Genomic DNA, 21,829 nt, shown 5'->3' on the forward strand with positions numbered 1-21,829 from the left:
ATGGTGTGGCCAATCGTTTTGATCTTTATCCTCCTTCTCTTCCTCGGGTTCGTTGCCTTCGTTGGTTACAAGATGGTCAAGCCCCCGCGCTTCGTCGGCGACTGGACGCCAAAGGATCTCGGCTACGACTACGAGGAGATAACAATAGAAACCAGGGACGGACTCAAGCTGAGCGGCTGGTGGATTCCCAACGGAGAGGGAACTGTTATTCCCCTTCACGGCTACACGAGGAGCCGGTGGGACGAAGTTTACATGAAGCAGACCATTGAATTCCTGCTCAAGGAGGGCTACAGCGTCCTCGTCTTTGACTTCCGCGCCCACGGAAGGAGCGATGGGAAGTACACGACGGTCGGAGAAAAAGAGCTGATCGACATTCTCTCGGCGGTGGACTGGCTGAAGAAGAACCACCCGGAGAAGGCGGGAAAAATAGGACTCGTCGGGTTCTCGATGGGTGCGGTGGTCACGATAATGGCCCTGGCCGAGGACGAGAGGGTAACCTGTGGCGTTGCCGACTCACCGCCGATTTATCTCGACAAGACGGGGGCGAGGGGCCTGAAGTACTTCGCGAACCTTCCGGAGTGGCTCTACATCTTCGTCAAACCCTTCACAAAGCTCTTCAGCGGTGCAAAGGAGCTCAACATGCTGGAGTACGCTGATAAAGTTAGAAAACCCCTCCTGCTGATAGCCGGAGAAAAGGATCCCCTCGTCAAGCCAAATGAGGTGAGGGAGTTCTACGAGAGAAACAAGCAAATAAACCCGAACGTCGAGCTCTGGATTACCGATGCGCCGCACGTTAGAACTTTGAAGCTCCACCCGGAGGAGTGGAAAGAAAAGGTCAGAGAGTTCCTCGAAAAGTGGTTGAAGTAAGCTCTTCTTACTCCATTCTTTTTATTGCCCGGTTGTAGAGGATTACCGCGATTAATAGCGCTCCAAAGGCACCGGCCGAGAGCCAAGCAACATCGGGCAGGATTTCGCCAGCGGGCCTGTGGTAAAGCTCCAGCAGGCGGAGATCCTTCAGGGCCCTCCCGAGGGGGAAGTAGTTCGCTATCGGTCTTGCCCAGTTCGGGAGTATGCTATCGGGAATGACTACCCCAGCAAGGAAGAGGAGGGGCATGGAGATCAGGTTGATAACCGCGTTCGTTGCCTTTATGCTCCTCGTGGCCATTGCTATCGCCAGCCCGAGGCCCATAGAAAAGACCGCCGCGAGGAATATCAGAACCCAGCCGAGGAACCCTGGAAAGACCGTCTCACTGAAGATAAGCTTCGAGTAGGCTATCCCGATCAGTATGCTGATCATTATAACGATGAACGTCGAGAGGATCTTCCCTACCAGAAAGTCCCACGCCGTTGCAGGGGATGCGGCGATTCTCCTCAGTGTTCCATGTTCAATCTCCTCCAAGGTTCCGGAACCAACCATCATCATCGTTGCAAAGAGGAACTGTATGCCTATGAAGCTCGTAACGTAGAACTGAATCGGAGATGGGGACTCCCCTGAAACTCCCCTCTCCTCGATGTCCAGCGGATTCGTGAGACCAAGGAGGTACTTCTTAATGTCATCCAGCGTGAAGTTCCCGAGTGCACTCTCGGGAACGTACTCCTCCATGTAGGTTAGGGTAATGTTAAGCCTCTTCTCGGCAACCCGCCGCTCAAACTCCGAGAAAAAGCCCTTCACGGTTCCACTCACTATCTGGTAGTTCTGCGGATCACTTCCCTCAAAATATGCATGGATCTTCGCAGGAAAGCCGCTTGAAAGGTTCTTCCCAAAACCCTCGGGGAACACGAGGAGGGCATCGATCCTTCTCTGTTTTAAAGCCTTCAGCGCGCTTTCCTCGTCCGAATACTCCCGTATCCTGAAAACGTGAACGCCGTCGATGGTAACGTTCTCCATTATGCCCACGACGTCTTTAGCAGTAAATGGCGAGCTCTCGTTGTAGTATACCACTCCGAGGTCGATCTTTACCGGAGGGTTATGGCCACCCCATATGCCCCCGAGCAGGGTTATCCACATGAGCGGAAAGACGAAGATCCAAAACAACGCCATCTTCTCCCGCCTTATCTCCCGAAGATCCTTCAGGACTATCCCCTTAACGGCCCTCACCTTCATCCCAGACCCCTCCCGGTGAGTTTCAGGAAAACATCTTCCAGAGTTGGTTCTTCAACCCGTATCGCCCTTATCTCGCTTCCAGCCCCAACGAGAAGTTCAACGATCTTGGGAAGGGCAGTTTTGGCGTTTTTCACCGATACTCTGAGAGCGTTTTCACGCTCAACCACCCGATGAAATTCCTTCCTCAGAAGCCCGATCCCTTTCAGAACGCCCTCCACGTGAATGACGCTCTCCTCCCCAGCGAGGGACTTCAGCTCCTCGGGCGTTCCAACGGCTATGATCCTCCCCTCGTTCATTATGGCCACCCTGTCGGCGAGGGCTTCCGCCTCCTCCATGTAGTGGGTGGCGAGTAAAACGGTCTTTCCCTCTTCCCGGAGTTCCAGTATAATGTTCCACAACTCCCTCCTCGAGGACACATCCAATCCGACTGAGGGCTCATCGAGGATCAGTATCTCGGGCTCGTAGAGAAGGGCTATCGCGAGGTTGAGGCGCCTCTTAAAGCCACCACTCAGCTCTTTGGCCTTTTTCTTTGGAGGAAGGGAAAACCTCTCGATGAGTTCTCCCACCCTCTCGCTCGGAGCATCGTAGAGGTCAGCGTAAAAGCCCAGGTTCTCTTCGACCGTGAGGAAATCGTAGGCTATGCTTTCCTGAGGCACGTAGCCAATAAAACGGGCTGTTCTCTTCGAGAGAGGCTCACCGAAGATCCTGACTTCACCGGAGTCATAGCCAAGACCCTCCGCAAGAATCCTAATGAGAGTTGTTTTTCCGGCACCGTTCGGCCCGAGGAGCGCGAGTATTTCCCCTTCCTCAACTTCAAGATTCACCCCCTTCAGCGCGAGAAAATTGCCATAGCTTTTCTTCAATCCCCGGATTTTGATGGCCTTCATGGGCACCCCCTACAAATAGAAACGGCATAGGGAAATATAAAGGGGCCAGAAACTCTGGAGTTCAGAATAGCCTCGGCTAACCCTCTTTTCCTCACCGTTCAGCGTGGCTAACGCTCGTCATCGGCCGGAAGAATTAACACCAAGTCCTTAAAAAGGGAACGTGAGGAAAAGGTTGGGGAATGACGAGCGTTTACCGGTCGGATCGCTACCGGATGAAGAGACTGGCACTGGCCGACCCCATCAAAAAGGAAGGGAGGGTCAGTAGTTAATCTCTCCCTTTTCCTTCAGCTCGAGGTACATACGCCAGCTAATCACAGGCTTCTTGACCGCCATAACGTCATCAACGCGCCTAACTGCTGTGTTGTGCGGTGCGCTCTTGACGACCTCGGGGTTGGTGTAGGCTTCATCGCTTATCCTCTTCAGTGCCTCGACGTAAGCGTCGAGCTCCTCTTTGCTAACCGTTTCCGTCGGCTCAATCATCAGGGCCTCGTGAACAATCAGTGGGAAGTAAACCGTCGGCGCGTGCATTCCGAAGTCGAGGAGCCTCTTCGCCACGTCCATCGCGGTAACGCCAGTTTCCTTCTTCATCGGTTCCGCTGAAAAGACCGTCTCGTGCTTCCTAAGCTTTTTACCTGGCAACTCGTATCCCCTCGTTCCGAGCAGTTTCCTCGTCAGGTAGTTGGCGTTGAGAACAGCTATCTCGCTCGCGTTCTTAAGGCCATCCCTGCCCATGACCTTGAGGTAAACCAGGGCCCTAACCATTACCGCGAAGTTGCCGTAGAGTTCCTTCACCTTCCCGATGCTCTTTGGCACGTTGTAGTCGAGGTAGTAGCGGTCGTTCTCCTCATCGTAGCCCACCAGCGGAACCGGCAGGTAGTCCTTGAGGAAATCCTTTACTCCAACGGGCCCGCTTCCCGGTCCGCCTCCACCGTGCGGTGTCGAGAAGGTCTTGTGCAGGTTGAGGTGAACTATGTCGAAGCCCATATCTCCCGGCCTGACCTTCCCGAGGACGGCGTTGAGGTTCGCCCCGTCGTAGTAGAGAAGTCCTCCAGCTTTGTGGACTATCTTCGCTATCTCGAGGATCTCGTCCTCAAAGATGCCGAGGGTGTTGGGGTTGGTGAGCATTAAGCCAGCCGTCCTCTCACCGACCGCGTTCTCAAGGGCCTCCAGATCAACGGTCCCGTTCTCGTTGGAGGGAATCTCGATGACCTTGAAGCCGGCCATAGCGGCACTGGCAGGGTTCGTTCCGTGAGCGGAATCCGGCACGAGCATCTCGTCCCTCTGCGGCTCGCCGTTGTCGATGTGATATGTCCGGATTATGGAAACGCCGGTGAATTCACCGTTCGCCCCGGCAGCTGGCTGGAGCGTGAAGCGGTCCATGCCTGTTATCTCCTTGAGCCACTGCTCAAGCTCCCACATTATCTTTAACGCGCCTTGAACGGTTCTCTCGTCCTGGTACGGATGGATGTAAGCCACGCCCGGATGAGCGGCCATCTCCTCGTTTATCTTGGGGTTGTACTTCATGGTGCACGAGCCGAGGGGATAGATGCCGGAATCTACGCCGTAGTTCATCTCGCTCAGCCTTGTGTAGTGCTTGACTATTTCAGGCTCGCTCAGCTCGGGAAGATCGAGCTTGCTCTTCCTCCTAATCTTTTCTGGGATTTCGACCTCCAAATCCTCAATCGGCTTTGGCAAGGTATAGCCAACCCTCCCCTCGCGGGAGAGCTCGAAGATAAGCGGTTCGTCCCACTTAGCCTGGCGGAACATTCAGGCCACCTCCTTGAGGGCCTCTATGAGGGCATGGACCCATTCCTTCCTCGTCGTTTCAGTTGCCGCGAAGAGGGCCGTCTCACCAAGCTCGGGGAAGTGCTTTCCGATGTAGTAGCCGCCATGTATTCCCTTTGCAAGGAGCGCCTCGTGTATCTCGCCGTAGGGCCTTTTGAACTTCACAGGAACGTCCTTGAAGTAGAGGCCCTCGAAGGGAATCTCGGCAACCTCGCTCAACCTCTTCTTCAGGTAGGCGGTGTTCTTGAGGATGACCTCGCCGAGCTCCCTCAAGCCCTTCGGCCCGAGAGTCGCGAGATGTATCGCTGAGGCAACGGCAACGAGTGCTTCGTTGGAGCAGATGTTTGATGTAGCTTTGGCGCGCCTTATGTGCTGTTCCCTCGTCTGGAGCGTCATGACGAATGCCCTCTTTCCTTCAGCATCTCTCGTCATTCCGATTATCCTGCCCGGCATCTGGCGGATGAGCTTCTTGTCGTTCCTGACCGCGAAAACTCCTGCCCTCGGCCCGCCGAAGTTCATTGGGTTGCCGAGGTATGAAGCCTCTCCGACCGCTATGTCGGCGCCAAGCTCGCCTGGCGCTTCAAAGATCCCGAGCATCGTCGGATCGGCCCCAACGACGAAGTAGGCACCGGCTTCGTGTGCAATTTCGCCTATCTCCCTCACGTTCTCCTCAACGAGGCCGAAGAAGTTGGCCATCTCGACGTAAACTCCAGCGGAATCCTCAACGGCCTCCTTGAGCTTCTCAATGTCGAGCCTACCGCTCTCGTCCCAGGGAACCTCGACTATCTCAAGGTTCGCCCCGCGAGTGTAGGTCTCGATGACGGCTTTCTTTTCTGGACTTATAGCCTTTGGAATCACGAAGCGCTTTCTCTTTCCCCTGTGGAGCCTGACCGTCATCAGAGCGGCCTCGGCTATGGAAGTTCCCCAGTCGTACATCGAGGAGTTGACAACGGGCAAACCGTAGAGCTCGGCCATCATGCTTTGATACTCAAACAAAGCCTGAAGCATTCCCTGGCTTATCTCGGGCTGATAGGGGGTATATGCGGTCAAAAACTCGCTCCTCTCGATGAGGTACTTGACGTGGGCCGGGATGTAGTGGAAATAGGTTCCAGCACCGAGGAAGCTCGGCATCTCAAGAGCCGTTTTGTTCTTGGATAGAGTCTCGTTGAGCTCAATGAAAACCTCATACTCGCTCTTACCTCCGGGGAGGTTGAACTCCTTTAGCATCCCCTCGGGAACGTCCGAGAAGAGCTCGTCGATTGAGGCAAAGCCGATTTCCCTCAGCATCTCCTCGCGATGGGCGAGGTTGGGAAGGTAGTGCTTTCCCATGGCAATCACCTCGAAAGGTTAAGACGGTCGTTTAAAATAGGAGGTACATGATTATATGCCTTGTGCTCAAAAAAGAGAAGGGATCAGCCGGTAACGCCGACGTCCTCAAAGAACTTTTCCATAAGCCCGGCGACGGCCCTTATGTCGTACTGCATGGTCTCGTAGACGGCCCATTGGACGAGGCTGTACTCCCTGCCGTCGAGGGTCTTGAAGCCGCTCGGAGCGTTCACGTCGAAGTTGGCGTGGAGCTCGATGTTCCTTATCGCCCATCCATCGACGTCATCGTCGAGCCATGCGTCCCTGTCAACGTGGGTGTAGATGTAAACCGTGTCGCCCGGAACGGTGACTCTGGTGTCTTTGAGCGGGTTCGGGTCCTGGGCGTAGCGGGCGATGAGGTTCCAGTTTTTGTCGTAGACCTCAACGTAGCCGAGGGTCTTGAAGTAGGCGTTCTGCATGTCTATGTCCTTGAAGACGATGGTTATCGAGCTGGCTCCCTTGAACTCAAGCTTGAGGACGCTCCAGTCGCCCTTCTTGAGCTCCTTCGTCCAGAAGTAGCTTCCGAGGTGGCCGCGCTCGCTCCAGAGGTTGATGTCCTTGCCGGTCGAGTAGAGCATGTAACGCCAGGAGTTGTGGGCAATGAGGTCGGCGTAGGCCCAGGCGACGCCGTTGGCGAGACTCATGTGGCCGTTCTCGTTGTCGGCAACGTAGATGTCCTTCCCTATGATGAACCTCCCCTTCTCCTGAGGGATCTGCCACCACTTTATCGGCGTGAGGTCGAGGGGGACGCGGTCGTTGAGTATGTCGTCGGCAACGGCGGGGGAAACCTCGTTCTCGACGAAGTCGTGGGCGTTCTCTATGTACTTGAACTGCTCAAGGTCTTCGAACATGTGGGGGGTCGTGTGGGCAACGAGCATGCTCATGTCCTCGAGGATGTGAACCGTCCTGCCGAGGTATAGCATGGCCTCCTCCCTTTTGCCCTCCTTCCAGAGCTGAACCGCCTGCTCGTAGAGCCTCTGGGCCATGTCGGCGGCCGATGTGTCCGCATCGCCAAAGAGATTGACTGTAAGAAGCTCGGCGTGATCCATCGGGTCAAGGAAGTGGTACTGGCTCTGGAGCGTGTAGGTCTTCCCGTTGAACTCTATGCTACCGCCGCGCCAGTCCTCGTCGTAGGCCCCGTAGAGGAGCTGATCTTTGTACCGCATGAGAATTGAACCGAGGGCGGGATTGTCCTTGTAGACCGCCTGTATGGCCTTGTAGGTCAGCTTCTGGTGGACGTTCATGGGGTTGTCGAGGGTCGGTCCGTCGGTCGGCCACGCCGAAACGATCCCAATTCCACCTAAAACAACCAGGATAAGTAAAGCAACTTTTAACTCCTTCATTTTATCACCTCCGGAAATGAGGCAGCTGGCATATCCCACGAAGGTTAATAAATCTTCCGCATGGCAAAAGCTTTTAGAAGTCCATGGTAACGGCCTTTTGGTTGGGGGATGGGCATGATAATAGCCTTCGATTTCGACGGAACGCTTATCGACAGCTACTCCTGCATAGAGGAGGCCTTCAAAAGAGCTCTTGAGAGGCGCTACCGCTGGCTCCCGGGGAAGGGACTGTGGGCAAAGTTACTGACCAAAATCGAACTCCAGTTCGAGAGGCCGAGCTTTGGGGGCCACAAAAAGACCCACAGGCCACCTTTCTTCCTGAGAACGAAGTTCTTCGAGACGTGGTTCATTGAAAGGGCGAAGCTGAGCAAGCCGATAGACGACGCCCCCGAGCTCTTAAAGCGACTTAGGGAAGAGGGACACACTGTCATCTCGTTCTCTGCAGAGGATTTCATAGACGGCATGAAGGTCAAACGGCTGAAGATGGCCGGCCTCTACGATCTCTTCGACGACGTCATCGTTTTTGGTCGGGAGATGACGCTCGACGAGGCCTTTCAGCTCGTCCGCGAGAAGTACGGGAACGAGACTTTCATCTGGGTGGACGACAAGCCCTGGCGCTTCATCGGCAGGGGCGACGAGAACACGGAGTTCGTGTGGTACTACTTTCCCTTCACCGCTCGCTTCGTTGAGAAGAACCGCGAGAAGCTTGCGTTAATACCGCATCTCCACGTCATAAGGGACCTGTGGAGCATCTTCGACGTTATCAAGAGGGTGAAAGGGGAGAGGGGGGTCGGATAAGGAATGCTCTCCAGGCGCTTCTGGCTGGTGGTGTTCCTTCCGGCACTGGCATTTCTGGTGGTTTTCTTCTACTACCCCGTGACGCTGATTCTGGAGGACGGCCTCTCGGTTTCGGCCATATCCTCCGTTCTCTCCAACCCCTACTACCGCCACGTCATAGCCTTTACGATCCTTCAGGCGGTTGGCTCGACGCTCCTGACCCTCGCGATAGGCCTTCCCGGGGCGTACCTCTTCGCCAAGTACGATTTCCCGGGTAAGAGGACCCTGAAGGCCATTCTGACCGTGCCCTTCGTGATGCCAAGCATAATGGTCGCTCTCGGATTTATACTCCTCTTCGGCAGAGAGGGCTTCTTCACGTCCATTCTGGGCCGCAACCTGGGGATACTCTACTCGTGGAAGGCCATTCTCCTGGCCCACGCCTTCTACAACTTCCCCGTCGTGGTCAGAATGGTGTCGTCTCTGTGGGAGAGGATAAACCCCCACTACGAAGAGGCCGCGATGAGCCTCGGCGCTAGGGGATTCACCCTCTTTCGAAAGGTCACGCTACCGATGCTTTATCCGGCAATTCTCGCGTCGTCCCTGCTAACCTTCATATTCTCCTTCCTGAGCTTCTCGATCCCCCTCATCCTCGGCGGTTACAGGTACAGCACGATAGAGGTGGCGATATTCACGTCCATAATGACCCTCCTCGACTTCAGAACCGGAGCGGCACTCGCCGTCATCCAGATGACACTCAGCTTCACGTTCATGTACCTCTACCTCAAGAGCCTCGACAGGTATTCCAAGGCCGAGGAGCAGAGGATCCTCCGCGAGCCGAGGAGGCTGAAACTCAAGGATATGCTGAGCCTCAAAGGCCTCGGGATAACCATCTACTCAGCTATTGTCTTCGTTTTCATCCTCTCCCCCCTCCTCGCGGTCGTCTACGATTCAATCACGTGGAAGGGAAAGTTCACCCTGGAGTTCTACCGCAGGCTTTTTGACAGCTCTTACAACCCGATATTCGGTTCGGACAGCCTGCACGCGATAGCGTGGACCTTCGCCTTTGGATTTGCGACGGTTCTGCTGGCGACGCTCATAGCGCTCGCAATAGCATACTCCGCCCTCAGATGGGATCTACCGGGGAAGACGCTCGTGGACGTTCTGGCGACCCTGCCCCTGGGTTCGTCGGCGATAGTAATAGGCCTCGGATACATCAAGGCCTTTCACAGGCCACCCCTCCTTCTCCTCGGAAGTCCGTACCTCATCGTCGCGGCCCATACTGTGATAGCCTACCCCTTCGCCCTGAGGGCAGTTTCCTCGTCACTCAGAAAGGTGAAGAGCAGCCTCCGCGAGGCCGCGATGAGCCTCGGAGCGACGGACTTCAAGGCGTTCCTGAAGGTTGAGCTACCGCTGGCCTTCGGCGGGGTCTTGGTCGGGGCAGTCTTTTCCTTCGCGATGAGCATAGCCGAGCTCGGCGCAACGTACATGATCTACCAGCCGGAGTACACCACGATAACCATAGCCATCTACCGCTACCTCGGTTCACGACAGTTCGGCTCGGCCTCGGCAATGGCCGTCATCCTTATGATCGTCAGCTTGGTAGGCTTTCTCCTGATAGAGAGGACGGGTGAGGAGGTATGGTGAGGCTTCTTCTAAGGGATGTAAGGCTATCGAGGGAAGGCTTTGAGCTCACAATCCCCGAACTCGAGGTAAAGGACGGCGAGTTCTTCACGCTCCTGGGTCCGAGCGGCTGCGGAAAAACGACCACGCTGAGGATCATAGCGGGCTTTGAAAAGGCCGATGGGAGGGTTTACTTTGGCGATGAAGACGTAACCGACAGGCCCCCCTACGAGAGGAACATCGGAATAGTCTTCCAGGACTACGCCCTATTTCCGCACATGACGGTGTTCGACAATGTGGCCTTCGGCCTGAGAATGAGGAAGGTTCCAGAGGAGGAGGTTCGGAGGGAGGTAAAGGAGGTTCTCTCCCTCGTTGGTCTGGAGGGCTTCGAGAAGCGCTATCCCGAGCAGCTCAGCGGCGGTCAGCAGCAGCGCGTCGCCCTCGCAAGGGCGCTCGTTATAAAGCCCAGACTGCTCCTCTTAGACGAACCCCTTAGCAACCTCGACGCCAAAATAAGGGAAAGGCTCAGGGGGGTCATTAAGAGGATCCAGCGCGAGCTCGGCATAACGACGATCTACGTCACGCACGACCAGGAGGAGGCGATGGCGATAAGCGACAGGATAGCTGTGATGAAAAACGGGAGGATAATACAGGTTGGTGAGCCACTGGAGCTCTACTATCACCCAAAGGACGAGTTCGTCGCGACGTTCCTCGGCATTGGAAACCTCCTCGAGCTGGAAGCCGAGGGCGGACGTGCGTGCCTCGGCGGGCTGTGCTTTGAAACAGGACGAGAGGGAAAGGTCAAGGTCTTCTTCCGGCCGGAGAGCGTTATCGTGGAGGAAGGAAAGACCGCCGAGGTGATCGACTACGAGCTCCTCCCCGGGAGGATGAGGCTGTTCCTCAGCGTCGCGGGAAAAAGGATAACCGCGGAGAGGTTCATCAATGAGCTTCCATTCGACCCGCGAAACGTTCCAAAAAAAGTGGGAGTGAGGATAAAGGACTACGCTATCCTCTCTCCTTAATGATCTCCTCTGGGGACTTGCCCTCGATCATGAGTTCGACCCACTCCCTGACCCAGCGGTTGTGGTTGGCCTTTATCTCCTCCGGGTCTGGGTTGATTATCTTCTCCGGCTTTACGGCGTACTTGAACACATCAGGCAGGGTGGCGTTTTTGCTGGCCGGGAACATCCAGTTGTGGAGGGGTATCTCGTTCTGGAACTTGTTGGTAAGCATGAACTCGATGAACTTCTCGGCCAGCTCCCTGTGCTTGGTCCCCTTGACTATCCCAACACCCTCGATCTGAACGTAGGCCGTTCCGTTGAGGAGTATGACACCTATGTCCGGTTCTGTGCCGTTGTTGTAGTAAGCGCTGTAGGCGGGATCGGTGGCATAGCTCACGAAGAGCGGGGCTTCCCCCTTGTCCCACATCTCCCAGCCGGCGTCCCAGCCCTCGGTTATCTGGTAGATCTGGGGCTTGAGCTTCTCCCAGTAGTAGAGCCAGCCGGGGTCGCCGTAGGCCCCTATCGTCCAGAGGAGGAATGACATGCCCGTTGAGCTGGTCCTCGGGTCTTCCACTATGAGGCTCTTTTTCCACTCCGGCTTGAGGAGATCCTCGAAGGTCTTTGGCGGGTTCTTAACCTTATCCTTCTTGTAGACTATTGCTATCGGCCCGTAGTCGTAGGGAATGAGGTGGTAGGTTGGATCGAGGCCCTTAACGAGATCCTCGGGAACGAGGTCTATGTTCTTTGGCTTGTAGACCTCAAGGACTCCAGCCTCTATGGCCTTTGCCGCGAGGCTGTTGTCTATCCCTATGACCACGTCCGCCCGCGGGTGGTCCTTCTCGAGGATCAGCCTGTTGAGCACTTTTCCGGCATCGCCCAGGGTTATGAGCTTCACCTTGACGTTATACTCCTTCTCGAATTTGGGTATCGTCACCTTGGCAACGCTCTGAAAGCTGTCGTAGGCGTAAACCGTCAGGGTCTCCGGTTTTTTGGTCGTGGTGGACACAGATGAAGATTGAGTCCCCCCAGATTTTTCTTCGTTCCTTGAACCTATGCACCCAAGGCCCACAACGAGCAGGGCCACGAGGATTATTGCGGCAAGCGTCTTGCTTCTCATATTCACCACCCTAAAACGCGGTTTTTGTTTTCAATAACCGATTTAGCAAACGGTTAAAAAGTTTTGCTGGTCGAAAGTGCCCCCACTGGTTTTTAACCGGAGTACGTTTTTGAAGATGTTTCGGAATAGTAACAAAACGGCATAATTTAAACGGAATTTGTGGTGAGATGCCGAAACTATTTTAAAGCAGTTCGTCATAGGAAATCAATGTCCCATCTTGTCCCGGGTTGATTTATTATTTACCCGGACACCCAATAAAGGGGGTGATTGAATGGAGCAGAGGGATCAATGGGCAACAAAGCTCGGTTTGATTTTGGCCATGGCGGGAAACGCAATAGGCTTAGGTAACTTCTGGAGGTTCCCGTACCAGCTCGCCAGCAACGGTGGCGGGGCCTTCATGATACCGTACTTCATAGCACTGTTCTTCCTTGGTATTCCAGTGATGTGGATTGAGTGGACCACCGGTCGCTACGGTGGCAAGTATGGTCACGGTACTATCGGCCCAATGTTTTACCTCATGGCCAGGGAGAGCGTCAAGCCCAAGACCGCGCTTATCTTTGGTATCATCGGTGGAATGCTGGCCTTCTCGGTCGCATCGCTACTGAGCTCGTACTACTACCAGGTTATCGGATGGTCAGCGGCCTACACCTACTACAGCCTCACGGGAGCGTACTTCGGCAAGGACACCGTCCAGTTCTTCCTTGACTACGTGGCCAACACCAAGGCGGTGATATTCTTCTGGGGTCTCACGATGGTCCTGCTCGGCATAGCCGTCGGTCAGGGTGTCAGCAAGGGTATCGAGAGATGGGTCAAGGTCATGATGCCCCTCCTGTACGTGTTCGCCATACTCCTCGTTATCAGGGCCCTGACCCTTGGTTCACCAGTCAAGCCGGAGTGGAGCTCAATAAAGGGTCTGGAGTACATCTGGAAGCCGGACTTCCAGACACTGAGCAAGCACTTCTTCAAGATAAGCCTGGCAGCAGCGGGACAGATATTCTTCACACTATCGCTCGGTATGGGTATCATCCACAACTACGCAAGCTACCTCGGACCCGAGGACGACGTTGCCCTGAGCGGTCTTGCCACGGTCTCGCTCAACGAGTTCGCTGAAGTAGTACTCGGTGGCTCCCTCGCCATCCCAATAGCCTTCGCCTACCTCGGACCGGAGCAGGCCATCAAGGGTGGCGTTGGATTGGCGTACATGGCGCTGCCTAACGTCTTCGCCAACATGCCTGCTGGACAGATATTCGGTGCAATGTGGTTCCTGCTCCTCTGGTTCGCTGGATTCACCTCGGCAATAGCAACGTACAACTACCTTGTGGCAATGCTCGAAGAGGACATACACATCGAAAGGAAGATAGGCACATGGGTGGTCTGGATATTCCTGTTCATCCTCGGACTCCCGGTTGCCCTCGACAGCACCCTCGCCTACCTGAGTGAGCTCGACATGTGGGTCGGCAGCTACTTCCTCGTCCTGCTCGGTCTCTTCGACGTCATAGTGGCAGTCTGGCTCTTCAAGCCTGACAACTTCTGGGAGGAGCTCCACAAGGGTGCGTACATTAAAGTACCAGAGTGGTTCAAGCCGATCATCACCTACATAGCGCCGCTCTTCATGATAATACTCCTCGGCGGCAACACCTACGACTACTGGAAGAATGGGGCATTCAGCGTCTCAAAGTACTATGTCACAGAAGTACTCAAGTACGACTACACGCCTGAGATCATCAGTCTCATTACCAGAGCCAGGATAGTGATCTTCATAATCCTCATAATCGGTGCCATCGAGGCATACCTGGCCATCAAGAAGAAGTACGGCGAGGAGCTCGAAAAGAACGAGGTCATCATAAAGGTCTGAGGTGATAAAAATGGACGCGGGTGCCCTTGCTTTCCTTGTACTTGCATGGGGTTCAATATTTGCCATGATGTACTGGAGCATTACCAAGCTCCTTCAGGCCGAGAAGCAAGCAAAGGCTTCTTAAAGCCCTTTTCTTTTACATATTTGTTGGAGGTGCATTTTAAATGAAAAGTGAAAAAGTGCTAAAGGAAGTAGCCAGCGTTATCGATGAAATCAAAGCCCGCATCGATCGCCTCAACGTTCTGAAGGACAAAGACAAAAGGAAAGCACTCGTGCTTCTCGATGAAGCCAAGAGAAACTTCATGGAGGTCGCGGAAAATATTGCCTACGATAACGAGGAGCTGGCAAACTTTTTCCTTAAAAGGGCAACGAAATTGAAGAACAGCACAAGCGACAAAACCATTGAAAAAATCGGCGTCAAGGAGTACATGAACATGGTCTCCCAGCTCAACCGATATTCCAAAGCCGCACCCTATGATTTCTCGGGAAAGGTTAAAGAGCTACAAAAAGCCTACCGGGCTTTTCTCTTCGGAATGATTCCTTTCTACATCATATCCGGAATCTTTGGTCCGATGTACGCCATAACGGCGTTAATCCTCGTAATCCCAACGCTTCTCGCGATCCTGAGCCTGAGGAAGAGAGGAAGCCTTGGACTAATGCTCGCCTTTGCCGTTATCCCGATACCAATGGTCATGGGTGCGTTTTCAGTCAGGTACATGGTCTATGCCCTAACCCATCAGGGAGAGGTTCAAAAAATAGCCGAAGCCCTCGGCAGGAGCATTATGGTGGCCCAGCTAATAGTTGTTGCAATAGGCCTGCTGGGACTTGCGAGCCTAGTACTCCTCGGCTATGCAAGCTACATGCTCTACAAACACCGCCACGCGTTCCTCTGATGAAGTCAGTAAAGAGCCTCGTTCCCCTTTTCTCCCGTTCTTATTCTTATGGCCTCTTCGACGGGGATGATGAATATCTTTCCGTCGCCGGGGGTTCCGCTCCTTGCGGTCATAACGATCGTGTTGATAACCTTCTCAAGGTCCTCGTCCTTGACGACGAGCTCAATCTTCATCTTTGGTAGGAGGTCGTAGGGCGGTACACCTCCCTGAACACCCCTCCCTTGAACAGGATACGCCGTCAAGGGCACGATGCCAATCCCCTTGAGGGCGTTCTTTACGCGCTCAAAATCGTTTCCCCTGATAATGGCCTCAACCTTCTTCATGGACGACCACAGATAATAGTTCTCAGAACTTCAAAAAAGGCTTTCGAAAACAAAAATGAAAGCTCAGGAAATCTGGGCCAAAAACTTTCTCAGCCTCTTTATCGAAATCCGGGTTTTTCTCGCGAGCTCTTTAAGGTCAGCGTTAAGCAAGTCCTCAGGCGTTTTTATCCCCGCCTTGTTCAGCTTCGCGAGGGTTTTAGGGCCGATGCCCTTGATGTCAATGAGGTTCTTTACTTTTGCGCGTTTCTTCTCGGCCTTCGGCTTCTCGGGCTTTCCAATCCTCTCGACCCTCTTGGCGAGCCTCGTGTCAACTCTCTTCGCGAGGGGAACCTTCGGCTTCCTCCTCTTTACGAAGGCGAGTGAACTCGCGTAGAACCTCCCATCGGAACCCTCGAAAACGCTCTCCTCGAGCTCGGCCTCCGCCTCAACGAACGTTCCTCTCACTTCCTCCGTTCTATCCCTTTCTTCGGGCGGGACCTCGGGCGGTTCGACGAACTCCTCAAGCTCGGGCGGATTTTCGCCGACGTAATAGGAAGCTATAACTGGCCTGAAGGGGTTGTCGCGCTCCTCGAGCCCCTCGAGGAGTGAAACGTCCATCTCCCCGGTCCTGAAATACCTGACTACCTCGTTTGCAAGCCTGTGGAAGTCCCTGCTGTGGAGCAAAACGCGCCTCTCCGCGTAGGCCTTTGCCTGGCCAGTTGTTATGAGGAACTGCCAGTCGCTCGCCTCGAGGATTAAGAGTTCTCTCGCGAGCTGTTCTATCGCCCTGTCGCCGAGATTATCTTTCCCGTAAAAGCGGCTCGCCAGCGCGACCATCCTGTCCTCGGCGCGGTATATCTCTTCCCACGTCCATTCGGTTTGCTCGTTCCACCAGGTCGAGTGGTCCGCGTTGGCGCCCCACGAGCCTTCGGGCAGTTCAACCTCAAGCCTCTCCCCTGAGTAGTTCAAGAGGAAGGCCGAAAGTGTTGTCGTCTTGATTCCGCGCTCGGCTAAAAGCTCAAGAACCCTGCCAAGCCACTTAACTCCCTCGTACCACCAGTGGCCGAAGAGCTCGGTGTCGTATGGAGAGACGATTATTCCTTTCTCGCCCGTTTCCTCCTCGAACCTCGAGAGCAGGCCCTCGACGAGGGAAACGAAGTGCCTCGCGTGCTCTTCAACCCGTTCAAGGGCCTTCTCGGGGTCGTAGAAGTCCTTCTCGCCCAAATCAACGTCCTTGCCAGTTATACGCCAGTACTGGTTACCGCTCTTCGGGGCCTTCCTGTGGAACTCTCTGTACCAGAAGTCGCCGGGGTAGCCGTAGTGGGCGCTCCAGACCTGATGGCCCGTCTCGCGGTTCCTCGCGAAGACCACAACGTTTGACCCCTTGACCCAGTAGGGTCGGAGCGTTGCGAGTGAACCGGTAGGAACCGGAGCGCCGTAGGAGTCGCTGACCGGTCCGTTATCAATGAGGTTGCTCTCGACGAAGAAGTACTCGATTCCAAACTCCTCGAGGAACTTCTCTATCCCCTTCCTCTTGACAGTTCTTCCGCCGGGAAGCTTCCACTCGCCACTCGGCCGGTAGGCGCACTCGGAAACCCACATACCCTGCGGTCTCCTTCCGAAGTGCTTCTCGTAGGTCGCTATCCCGTTGGCTATCTGGGAGCGTATTGATTCTTCCCTCCAGAGGAGGGGGAGGTAGGCGTGTGTCGCGGGGGAGGTTATTATTTCAAGGTAGCCCTCACCCTGAAGTTCCCGGAATTTGCCTATTATGTCTCCGTTTATGGCCTTCCAGTAGGAGTAAACACGCTCGAAGTGGCGGAGGACTTCCCTAACAGGTTTCTCGGGGTATTTGCCAGATTCGAGATCCTCCCTTGTTCTTTCGATTTTCCTCAAGAGGTACTTCTCGAACTCGGCCTTGACGTAGTCGTCGACCAGCTGTTCCATCAGGACGGGCGTTATGTTCACGACGAGCTGGAAGCGAACGCCAGAGTCCCTTAAACGCTCGAACTCCATGAGCAGGGGTAGGTAGCTCTCGCTCATCGCCTCATAGAGCCACTCCTCTCCGAAGGGCCACTTGCCGTGCTTTCTGACGTAGGGAATATGAGTGTGGAGGACGAACGTGAAGTAGCCTTTCATTTAGTATCACCGGGAGTGTTATCGAGCGGAGAGTATTTAACCTTATCCGGAACAGACCTGTCATCGTGACCAGTAATGTGCACGGAAAACGTTTTATCCTCCGATCCCAAGGAAAGTCGGTGGTGCTATGAGACTTGATGAGCTTACGGGCACAGAGGGCGGCTTCATTGCGGGGGCCCTAGCGGTGGTTCTTCTTGGAGCGATAATCTCAGTTCTCTCAATGCCCATCAGAGACCTCATGAAGCTCGCCTACTTGATCTACGACATCGGAATCGTTGGCCTTTCCTTCGGACTTTTGAACGAGGCCTTTGAAGGGGAGAGGAGCGACGCGATTAGGGCAGCTTTTGCAATCGCGGGAACGATAGTTCTGCTCGCGCTTAGGCTTTAACCTTTTAACTTAATCCCTCTACTCTTTTCGGGTGAGAGAATGAAGGAAGAAATGAGCTCGGTTGACATACGCTACGTCGTGAGAGAGCTACAATGGCTCGTTGGCTCTCGCGTTGACAAGGTTTACCATGACGGCGACGAGATAAGGATTAAACTCCGCACGAAAGAGGGAAGGGCCGATTTAATCCTCCAGGCGGGAAAGAGGTTCCACCTCACGAGCTACGTCAAGGAGGCGCCGAAACAGCCTTCGAGCTTCACGATGCTCCTGAGAAAGCACCTGAGCGGGGGCTTTATAGACGCGATAGAACAGCACCAGTTCGACAGGATTGTCAAGATTCGTGTCGGCGACTACACGCTCATTGGCGAGCTCTTCAGGAGGGGCAACATCGTCCTCGTTGATTCCGAGAACAGGATTGTGGCCGCTCTCCGTTACGAGGAGTACAAGGACAGGGCGATAAAGCCCAAGGCAGAGTACAAGTTCCCGCCAGCGAGGGAAAACCCGCTTGAGGTCAGCTTCGAGCGCTTTCTTGAGCTGATGAGGGAGGATGAAAACCTTGAGCTCGTGCGCGCCCTGGCGAGGAAGCTCAACATGGGCGGGATGTACGCCGAGGAAATCTCCATAAGGGCGGGCTTCGAGAAAACCACCCCCGTGAGGGAGCTGAGCGACGAGGATTTGAGGAAGGTCTACGAGGCGATGATGGGAACCTTCAACGACGAGCCGAGGCCGAACATCGTCTACAAGGACGGAAACATGCACGACGTCGTTCCGATAGAGCTGAAAATCTACGAGGGCCTTGAGAAGCGCTATTTTAAAACGTTCAGCGAGGCCCTGGATGAGTACTTTGGAAAGCTCACAATCGAGAAGGCCAAAATCGAAAAAACGAGAAAGCTCGAAAGCAAAAAGAAGCAACTGCTGGCGACGCTTAGGAAGCAGGAGGAGATGCTGAAGGGCTTCGAGAAGGCAATGAACGAGAACCAGGAGATAGGGGATTTAATCTACGCGAACTACGCGATGGTTGAACGGCTTTTGGACGAGTTCAGGAAGGCAACGGAAAAGCTCGGCTGGGAGGAGTTCAAAAGGAGAATAGAGGCGGGTAAAAAAGAGGGCAACAAAGTTGCGCTCATGGTGAAGGCCATCGACCCGAAGGAGAAGACCGTAACTATTGAGCTCGAGGGGAGGAAGGTCAAGCTCTACCTCAACAAAAGCATAGGTGAGAACGCCGAGCTCTACTACGAGAAGGCCAAGAAGTTCAGGCACAAGTACGAGGGTGCCCTGAAGGCCTACGAGGACACGAGGAGGAAGCTCGACGAGGTCGAGAAGCTCATCGAGGAGGAGATGAAGAAGGAACTGAACGTGAAGCGCATAGAGAGGAGAAAGAAGAAGTGGTTCGAGAAGTTCCGCTGGTTCATTTCGAGCGAGGGCTTTCTGGTTTTGGCGGGAAAGGACGCGAGCACGAACGAGACGCTCATCAAAAAGCACATGAGCGACAACGACCTCTACTGCCACGCCGACGTTTACGGTGCTCCGCACGTCGTCATCAAGGACGGGCAGAAGGCTGGAGAGAAGACGATATTCGAGGCCTGCCAGTTCGCGGTCTCGATGAGCCGCGCCTGGAGTCAGGGGCTGTATGGAGCGGACGCCTACTGGGCGTATCCAAATCAGGTGACTAAGCAAGCTCCCAGCGGTGAGTACCTCGGCAAAGGTGCCTTCATGGTCTACGGAAAGAGGAACTGGTTGAGAGGACTTCCGCTCAAGCTGGCGGTGGGAGTTATAAACTACGAGGGAGAAGACTACGTCGTCTGCGCGCCCGTTGACGCGATTAAGGCCCACACGAGCAAGTACATTGTCATAAGACCCGGCAGGCTCAAGAAGGGCGAGCTCGTCAAGAAGATACGCGGAATCCTCGAAAAGTGGGGCTACAAGGTTCGCGAGGAGGATTTGAATGCGATTCTTCCGCCGGGAGGGGGAGAAATAGTGGAGGTGGTAGGGTGATTATTTCTTTCCTCCACCCCCACCGATGGCCCCAATCAGGAAGCCGACCCAGGAGAGATAGTAGCCCGTGTCCGTGATATCAAAGAGGTGATCCCTGAACACCATGTACCAGGCAGCGGTGAAGAGGGCCATTCCTATAAGGCCGAGGATGTGGCCTCCTCTGCCCCCCGTCAGGCCGATGAGTGCCCCGAGGGTTATGAAGAGCACGCCGAGGAAGTACATCCCGAGAAAACTGGTCGTTTTTCCAGACTCATCGTGCTCCGCCAGGTACTGAAATGTCTTCAGGAATTCATCGAGGTTTGAATAGGTGCTTTCCGCCATCTTGTAGAAGGACACGGATTCGTATCCCAGCATAGTGCTATGGAACCAGGGCATGAAGAGGGCGAAGATCACTATCAGTGCCCCTGCAAACCCCACTATGCGCATTTCTACCACCTGAAATAATACATAATGATGCACTTTTAAAATTTGCCCGCGTGTCCAGCCGGCGAACTTTTCGAAGAATTTTCTGAGATTCGCCAATTTGTCGAAGAAATTTACAAAAGGCTTATATACCTACTCGAAATCCTTGGGATCACGAACCAACTGGAGGTGAGTTAAATGCCTGAATTTGGCGTGCTGTCACTGCTCCCACCGCTTGTGGCCATCATACTGGCCATATGGACAAAAAGGGTCGTGCTGGCCCTGTTCGCAGGAGTATGGGTAGGGGGGTGGATGTTATCCGGGTGGAATCCGATAACCGGAACAACCCAGACCCTGGACTGGATCGTGGCCAGTGCAACCGACGACTGGAACGCCAAAATCCTGCTCTTTGACTTTCTGATCGGTGCGGGAGTTGGACTCGTCTATAAATCCGGGGGTGCCCTGGCCATTGGGAGGGCTTTAGCTGGGAGGGTTCGCTCGAGCAGGGGAGCCTCGTTAATGGGCTGGTTGCTTGGGGTTCTCATATTTTTCGATGACTACGCTAACACGATAATAGTGGGAAACACAATGAGGCCAATAACGGACAGGACGCGCGTTTCGAGGGAGATGCTGGCTTACATAGACGACTCGACTGCAGCGCCGGTTGCAGGACTTGCGGTGGTCTCAACGTGGATCGGCTACGAAGTCGGCCTCATAGGGAAGTCCTTTAACGAACTCAACGTTGACTTAACCTCGGTTGGAGGTGCCTATGGAGCATGGATGCACAGTGTTCCTTTCAGGTTCTACTCAATACTCGCCATAATCCTCGTGTTCATCGTGGCCTACACCCACAGGCACTATGGTGCGATGCTCCACGCCGAGTACCGCGCAAGGACGACTGGAAAGGTCCTCCGCGACGGTGCGAAGCCGTTGATGACCACAGAGGTTGACCTCGGGATGCCAAAGGAAGGTGGAAGTGTACACCTCTTCGTCTGGCCGATACTGACGCTGATATTCGTAACCCTCTACGGCATGTGGTACACCGGAGGTGGTGGCAAAGCCTACGCCGAAGGGGGTCTTATGAACGTCCTCGGAAACTCCGACTCCGCACTCGCACTGCTCTGGGGCAGTTTTGCGATGGTCATCGTTGCCTTCACCCTCGTCCTCGCAACAAAGCAGATGACCATTGAGGAAGCGGAAGATGCGATCGTCCGCGGCATGAAGCAGATGGTCATAGCCAACACCATACTCCTGCTCGCATGGAGCCTGAAAAACGCGACCGAGGCAGTTGGAACGTCCTCCTACGTCGTCAGCATTGCAAAGGACGCGGGCATAACCGGGGCGTGGGTTCCGTTGATAGTCTTCCTCATCTCAATGTTCATCTCGTTCACAACGGGAACCAGCTGGGGAACGTTCAGCATAATGCTCCCGATAGCGATTCCGCTAGCCTACGGGGTTACGGGTAGCGTTGGCCCGGAGGTCTTCGCTAGCATCGGTGCAGTCTTCGCGGGCGGCATCTTCGGCGACCACTGCTCCCCAATAAGCGATACAACGATTATGAGCTCTATGTTCAGCGGTTCCGACCACATAGACCACGTTACGACTCAGATACCCTACGCGGTAACGGCATCAAGCGTCGGCTTAATCCTCTACGTCCTCTTTGGCATTGGAGTCAAGAGCTGGATGGTTCTCCTTCCGCTTGGAGTTCTGCTGCTCATCGGCGCCTGGTACCTCCTGAGCGAGTGGTACGGCAAGAAGTACGGCATACCACACGGCAAGGTGCCGGTGTACGTGGTCGAGGAATGATTTTCTCTTTTTCCCTCTAAACCCTTTTAAAAGCTCCGCTCAACTCCTTCTGGAGGTGA

18 protein-coding genes are annotated in these 21,829 nt (G+C 54.5%); 9 read left to right on the forward strand and 9 right to left on the reverse strand.

Annotated elements, in window-relative coordinates:
• Positions 1-867 (forward strand): alpha/beta hydrolase, encoded by an 867-nt coding sequence (locus TGAM_RS08585; protein WP_015859309.1) that lies wholly within the window; start codon positions 1-3, stop codon positions 865-867.
• A gap of 7 nt (positions 868-874) precedes the next feature.
• Here the strand turns inward: TGAM_RS08585 and TGAM_RS08590 are convergent, their stop codons facing one another.
• From TGAM_RS08590 to TGAM_RS08610, 5 genes are all read right to left on the reverse strand, one after another.
• Positions 875-2,104 (reverse strand): ABC transporter permease, encoded by a 1,230-nt coding sequence (locus TGAM_RS08590; RefSeq protein ID WP_015859310.1) that lies wholly within the window; start codon positions 2,102-2,104, stop codon positions 875-877.
• Positions 2,101-2,991 carry an ABC transporter ATP-binding protein gene (locus TGAM_RS08595; RefSeq protein WP_048811301.1) on the reverse strand — a complete coding sequence of 297 codons (891 nt, stop codon included), beginning with the start codon at positions 2,989-2,991 and terminating at the stop codon, positions 2,101-2,103. The genes TGAM_RS08590 and TGAM_RS08595 overlap by 4 nt, the downstream gene beginning before the upstream one ends.
• A 258-nt stretch (positions 2,992-3,249) precedes the next feature.
• Positions 3,250-4,758, reverse strand: a complete 1,509-nt coding sequence (gcvPB, locus tag TGAM_RS08600) for an aminomethyl-transferring glycine dehydrogenase subunit GcvPB (RefSeq protein WP_015859312.1) — start codon at positions 4,756-4,758, stop codon at positions 3,250-3,252.
• Complete coding sequence (gene gcvPA, locus TGAM_RS08605) at positions 4,759-6,105, reverse strand: aminomethyl-transferring glycine dehydrogenase subunit GcvPA (protein ID WP_015859313.1); 1,347 nt, start codon at positions 6,103-6,105, stop codon at positions 4,759-4,761.
• Between the two features lie 83 nt (positions 6,106-6,188).
• Complete coding sequence (locus TGAM_RS08610) at positions 6,189-7,484, reverse strand: phospholipase C (RefSeq protein WP_048811302.1); 1,296 nt, start codon at positions 7,482-7,484, stop codon at positions 6,189-6,191.
• Positions 7,485-7,598: 114 nt separating this feature from the next.
• Between TGAM_RS08610 and TGAM_RS08615 the strand changes: the two genes are divergently transcribed.
• From TGAM_RS08615 to TGAM_RS08625, 3 genes are read left to right on the forward strand one after another with little or no spacing between them, the layout of a single operon-like run.
• Complete coding sequence (locus TGAM_RS08615; RefSeq protein WP_048811303.1) at positions 7,599-8,279, forward strand: HAD family hydrolase; 681 nt, start codon at positions 7,599-7,601, stop codon at positions 8,277-8,279.
• Positions 8,280-8,282: 3 nt separating this feature from the next.
• Entirely contained in the window at positions 8,283-9,902 is a 1,620-nt protein-coding gene (locus tag TGAM_RS08620) for an ABC transporter permease (protein ID WP_015859316.1), read from the forward strand.
• On the forward strand, positions 9,896-10,900 hold the full coding sequence (locus tag TGAM_RS08625; protein WP_048811304.1) for an ABC transporter ATP-binding protein: 1,005 nt from the start codon (positions 9,896-9,898) through the stop codon (positions 10,898-10,900). Before TGAM_RS08620 ends, TGAM_RS08625 begins: the two co-directional genes overlap by 7 nt.
• Here TGAM_RS08625 and TGAM_RS08630 read toward each other — a convergent pair.
• Positions 10,884-11,996, reverse strand: coding sequence for a thiamine ABC transporter substrate-binding protein (locus TGAM_RS08630; protein ID WP_094745789.1), 1,113 nt, complete (start codon positions 11,994-11,996; stop codon positions 10,884-10,886). The genes TGAM_RS08625 and TGAM_RS08630 overlap by 17 nt on opposite strands.
• A gap of 271 nt (positions 11,997-12,267) precedes the next feature.
• Between TGAM_RS08630 and TGAM_RS08635 the strand changes: the two genes are divergently transcribed.
• Both TGAM_RS08635 and TGAM_RS08640 read left to right on the forward strand, forming a co-directional pair.
• The gene (locus TGAM_RS08635; RefSeq protein WP_015859319.1) at positions 12,268-13,851 is read left to right on the forward strand and encodes a sodium-dependent transporter; all 1,584 of its coding nucleotides are present in this window, start codon (positions 12,268-12,270) and stop codon (positions 13,849-13,851) included.
• A 164-nt stretch (positions 13,852-14,015) separates the two neighbouring features.
• Positions 14,016-14,744 (forward strand): hypothetical protein, encoded by a 729-nt coding sequence (locus TGAM_RS08640; RefSeq protein ID WP_015859321.1) that lies wholly within the window; start codon positions 14,016-14,018, stop codon positions 14,742-14,744.
• 5 nt (positions 14,745-14,749) lie between these two features.
• On the opposite strand, the gene TGAM_RS08645 is transcribed toward TGAM_RS08640, so the two are convergent.
• On the reverse strand, positions 14,750-15,067 hold the full coding sequence (locus TGAM_RS08645; RefSeq protein WP_015859322.1) for a P-II family nitrogen regulator: 318 nt from the start codon (positions 15,065-15,067) through the stop codon (positions 14,750-14,752).
• Between the two features lie 63 nt (positions 15,068-15,130).
• Complete coding sequence (locus TGAM_RS08650; RefSeq protein ID WP_015859323.1) at positions 15,131-17,182, reverse strand: 1,4-alpha-glucan branching protein; 2,052 nt, start codon at positions 17,180-17,182, stop codon at positions 15,131-15,133.
• Positions 17,183-17,309: 127 nt separating this feature from the next.
• On the opposite strand from TGAM_RS08650, the gene TGAM_RS08655 reads away from it, so the two are divergent.
• Positions 17,310-17,570 (forward strand): hypothetical protein, encoded by a 261-nt coding sequence (locus tag TGAM_RS08655; RefSeq protein ID WP_015859324.1) that lies wholly within the window; start codon positions 17,310-17,312, stop codon positions 17,568-17,570.
• A 39-nt stretch (positions 17,571-17,609) separates the two neighbouring features.
• Entirely contained in the window at positions 17,610-19,562 is a 1,953-nt protein-coding gene (gene rqcH, locus TGAM_RS08660; RefSeq protein ID WP_015859325.1) for a ribosome rescue protein RqcH, read from the forward strand.
• Here rqcH and TGAM_RS08665 read toward each other — a convergent pair whose 3' ends face one another.
• A complete protein-coding gene (locus TGAM_RS08665; RefSeq protein WP_148206376.1) occupies positions 19,563-19,988 on the reverse strand; it encodes an amino acid permease in 426 nt (141 codons plus the stop codon).
• Between the two features lie 174 nt (positions 19,989-20,162).
• On the opposite strand from TGAM_RS08665, the gene TGAM_RS08670 reads away from it, so the two are divergent.
• Entirely contained in the window at positions 20,163-21,770 is a 1,608-nt protein-coding gene (locus tag TGAM_RS08670) for a Na+/H+ antiporter NhaC family protein (protein ID WP_015859327.1), read from the forward strand.
• Positions 21,771-21,829: the final 59 nt, after the last annotated feature.

This window comes from Thermococcus gammatolerans EJ3, from assembly GCF_000022365.1.
GTDB classification, from domain to species: domain Archaea; phylum Methanobacteriota_B; class Thermococci; order Thermococcales; family Thermococcaceae; genus Thermococcus; species Thermococcus gammatolerans.

Bases quoted from the DNA above. Each gene is read 5' to 3' on its own strand.
- TGAM_RS08585 (WP_015859309.1), top strand. From the start codon at position 1: ATGGTGTGGCCAATCGTTTTGATCTTTATCCTCCTTCTCTTCCTCGGG.
- TGAM_RS08590 (WP_015859310.1), bottom strand. From the start codon at position 2,104: ATGAAGGTGAGGGCCGTTAAGGGGATAGTCCTGAAGGATCTTCGGGAG.
- TGAM_RS08595 (WP_048811301.1), bottom strand. From the start codon at position 2,991: ATGAAGGCCATCAAAATCCGGGGATTGAAGAAAAGCTATGGCAATTTT.
- gcvPB (WP_015859312.1), bottom strand. From the start codon at position 4,758: ATGTTCCGCCAGGCTAAGTGGGACGAACCGCTTATCTTCGAGCTCTCC.
- gcvPA (WP_015859313.1), bottom strand. From the start codon at position 6,105: ATGGGAAAGCACTACCTTCCCAACCTCGCCCATCGCGAGGAGATGCTG.
- TGAM_RS08610 (WP_048811302.1), bottom strand. From the start codon at position 7,484: ATGAAGGAGTTAAAAGTTGCTTTACTTATCCTGGTTGTTTTAGGTGGA.
- TGAM_RS08615 (WP_048811303.1), top strand. From the start codon at position 7,599: ATGATAATAGCCTTCGATTTCGACGGAACGCTTATCGACAGCTACTCC.
- TGAM_RS08620 (WP_015859316.1), top strand. From the start codon at position 8,283: ATGCTCTCCAGGCGCTTCTGGCTGGTGGTGTTCCTTCCGGCACTGGCA.
- TGAM_RS08625 (WP_048811304.1), top strand. From the start codon at position 9,896: ATGGTGAGGCTTCTTCTAAGGGATGTAAGGCTATCGAGGGAAGGCTTT.
- TGAM_RS08630 (WP_094745789.1), bottom strand. From the start codon at position 11,996: ATGAGAAGCAAGACGCTTGCCGCAATAATCCTCGTGGCCCTGCTCGTT.
- TGAM_RS08635 (WP_015859319.1), top strand. From the start codon at position 12,268: ATGGAGCAGAGGGATCAATGGGCAACAAAGCTCGGTTTGATTTTGGCC.
- TGAM_RS08640 (WP_015859321.1), top strand. From the start codon at position 14,016: ATGAAAAGTGAAAAAGTGCTAAAGGAAGTAGCCAGCGTTATCGATGAA.
- TGAM_RS08645 (WP_015859322.1), bottom strand. From the start codon at position 15,067: ATGAAGAAGGTTGAGGCCATTATCAGGGGAAACGATTTTGAGCGCGTA.
- TGAM_RS08650 (WP_015859323.1), bottom strand. From the start codon at position 17,182: ATGAAAGGCTACTTCACGTTCGTCCTCCACACTCATATTCCCTACGTC.
- TGAM_RS08655 (WP_015859324.1), top strand. From the start codon at position 17,310: ATGAGACTTGATGAGCTTACGGGCACAGAGGGCGGCTTCATTGCGGGG.
- rqcH (WP_015859325.1), top strand. From the start codon at position 17,610: ATGAAGGAAGAAATGAGCTCGGTTGACATACGCTACGTCGTGAGAGAG.
- TGAM_RS08665 (WP_148206376.1), bottom strand. From the start codon at position 19,988: ATGCGCATAGTGGGGTTTGCAGGGGCACTGATAGTGATCTTCGCCCTC.
- TGAM_RS08670 (WP_015859327.1), top strand. From the start codon at position 20,163: ATGCCTGAATTTGGCGTGCTGTCACTGCTCCCACCGCTTGTGGCCATC.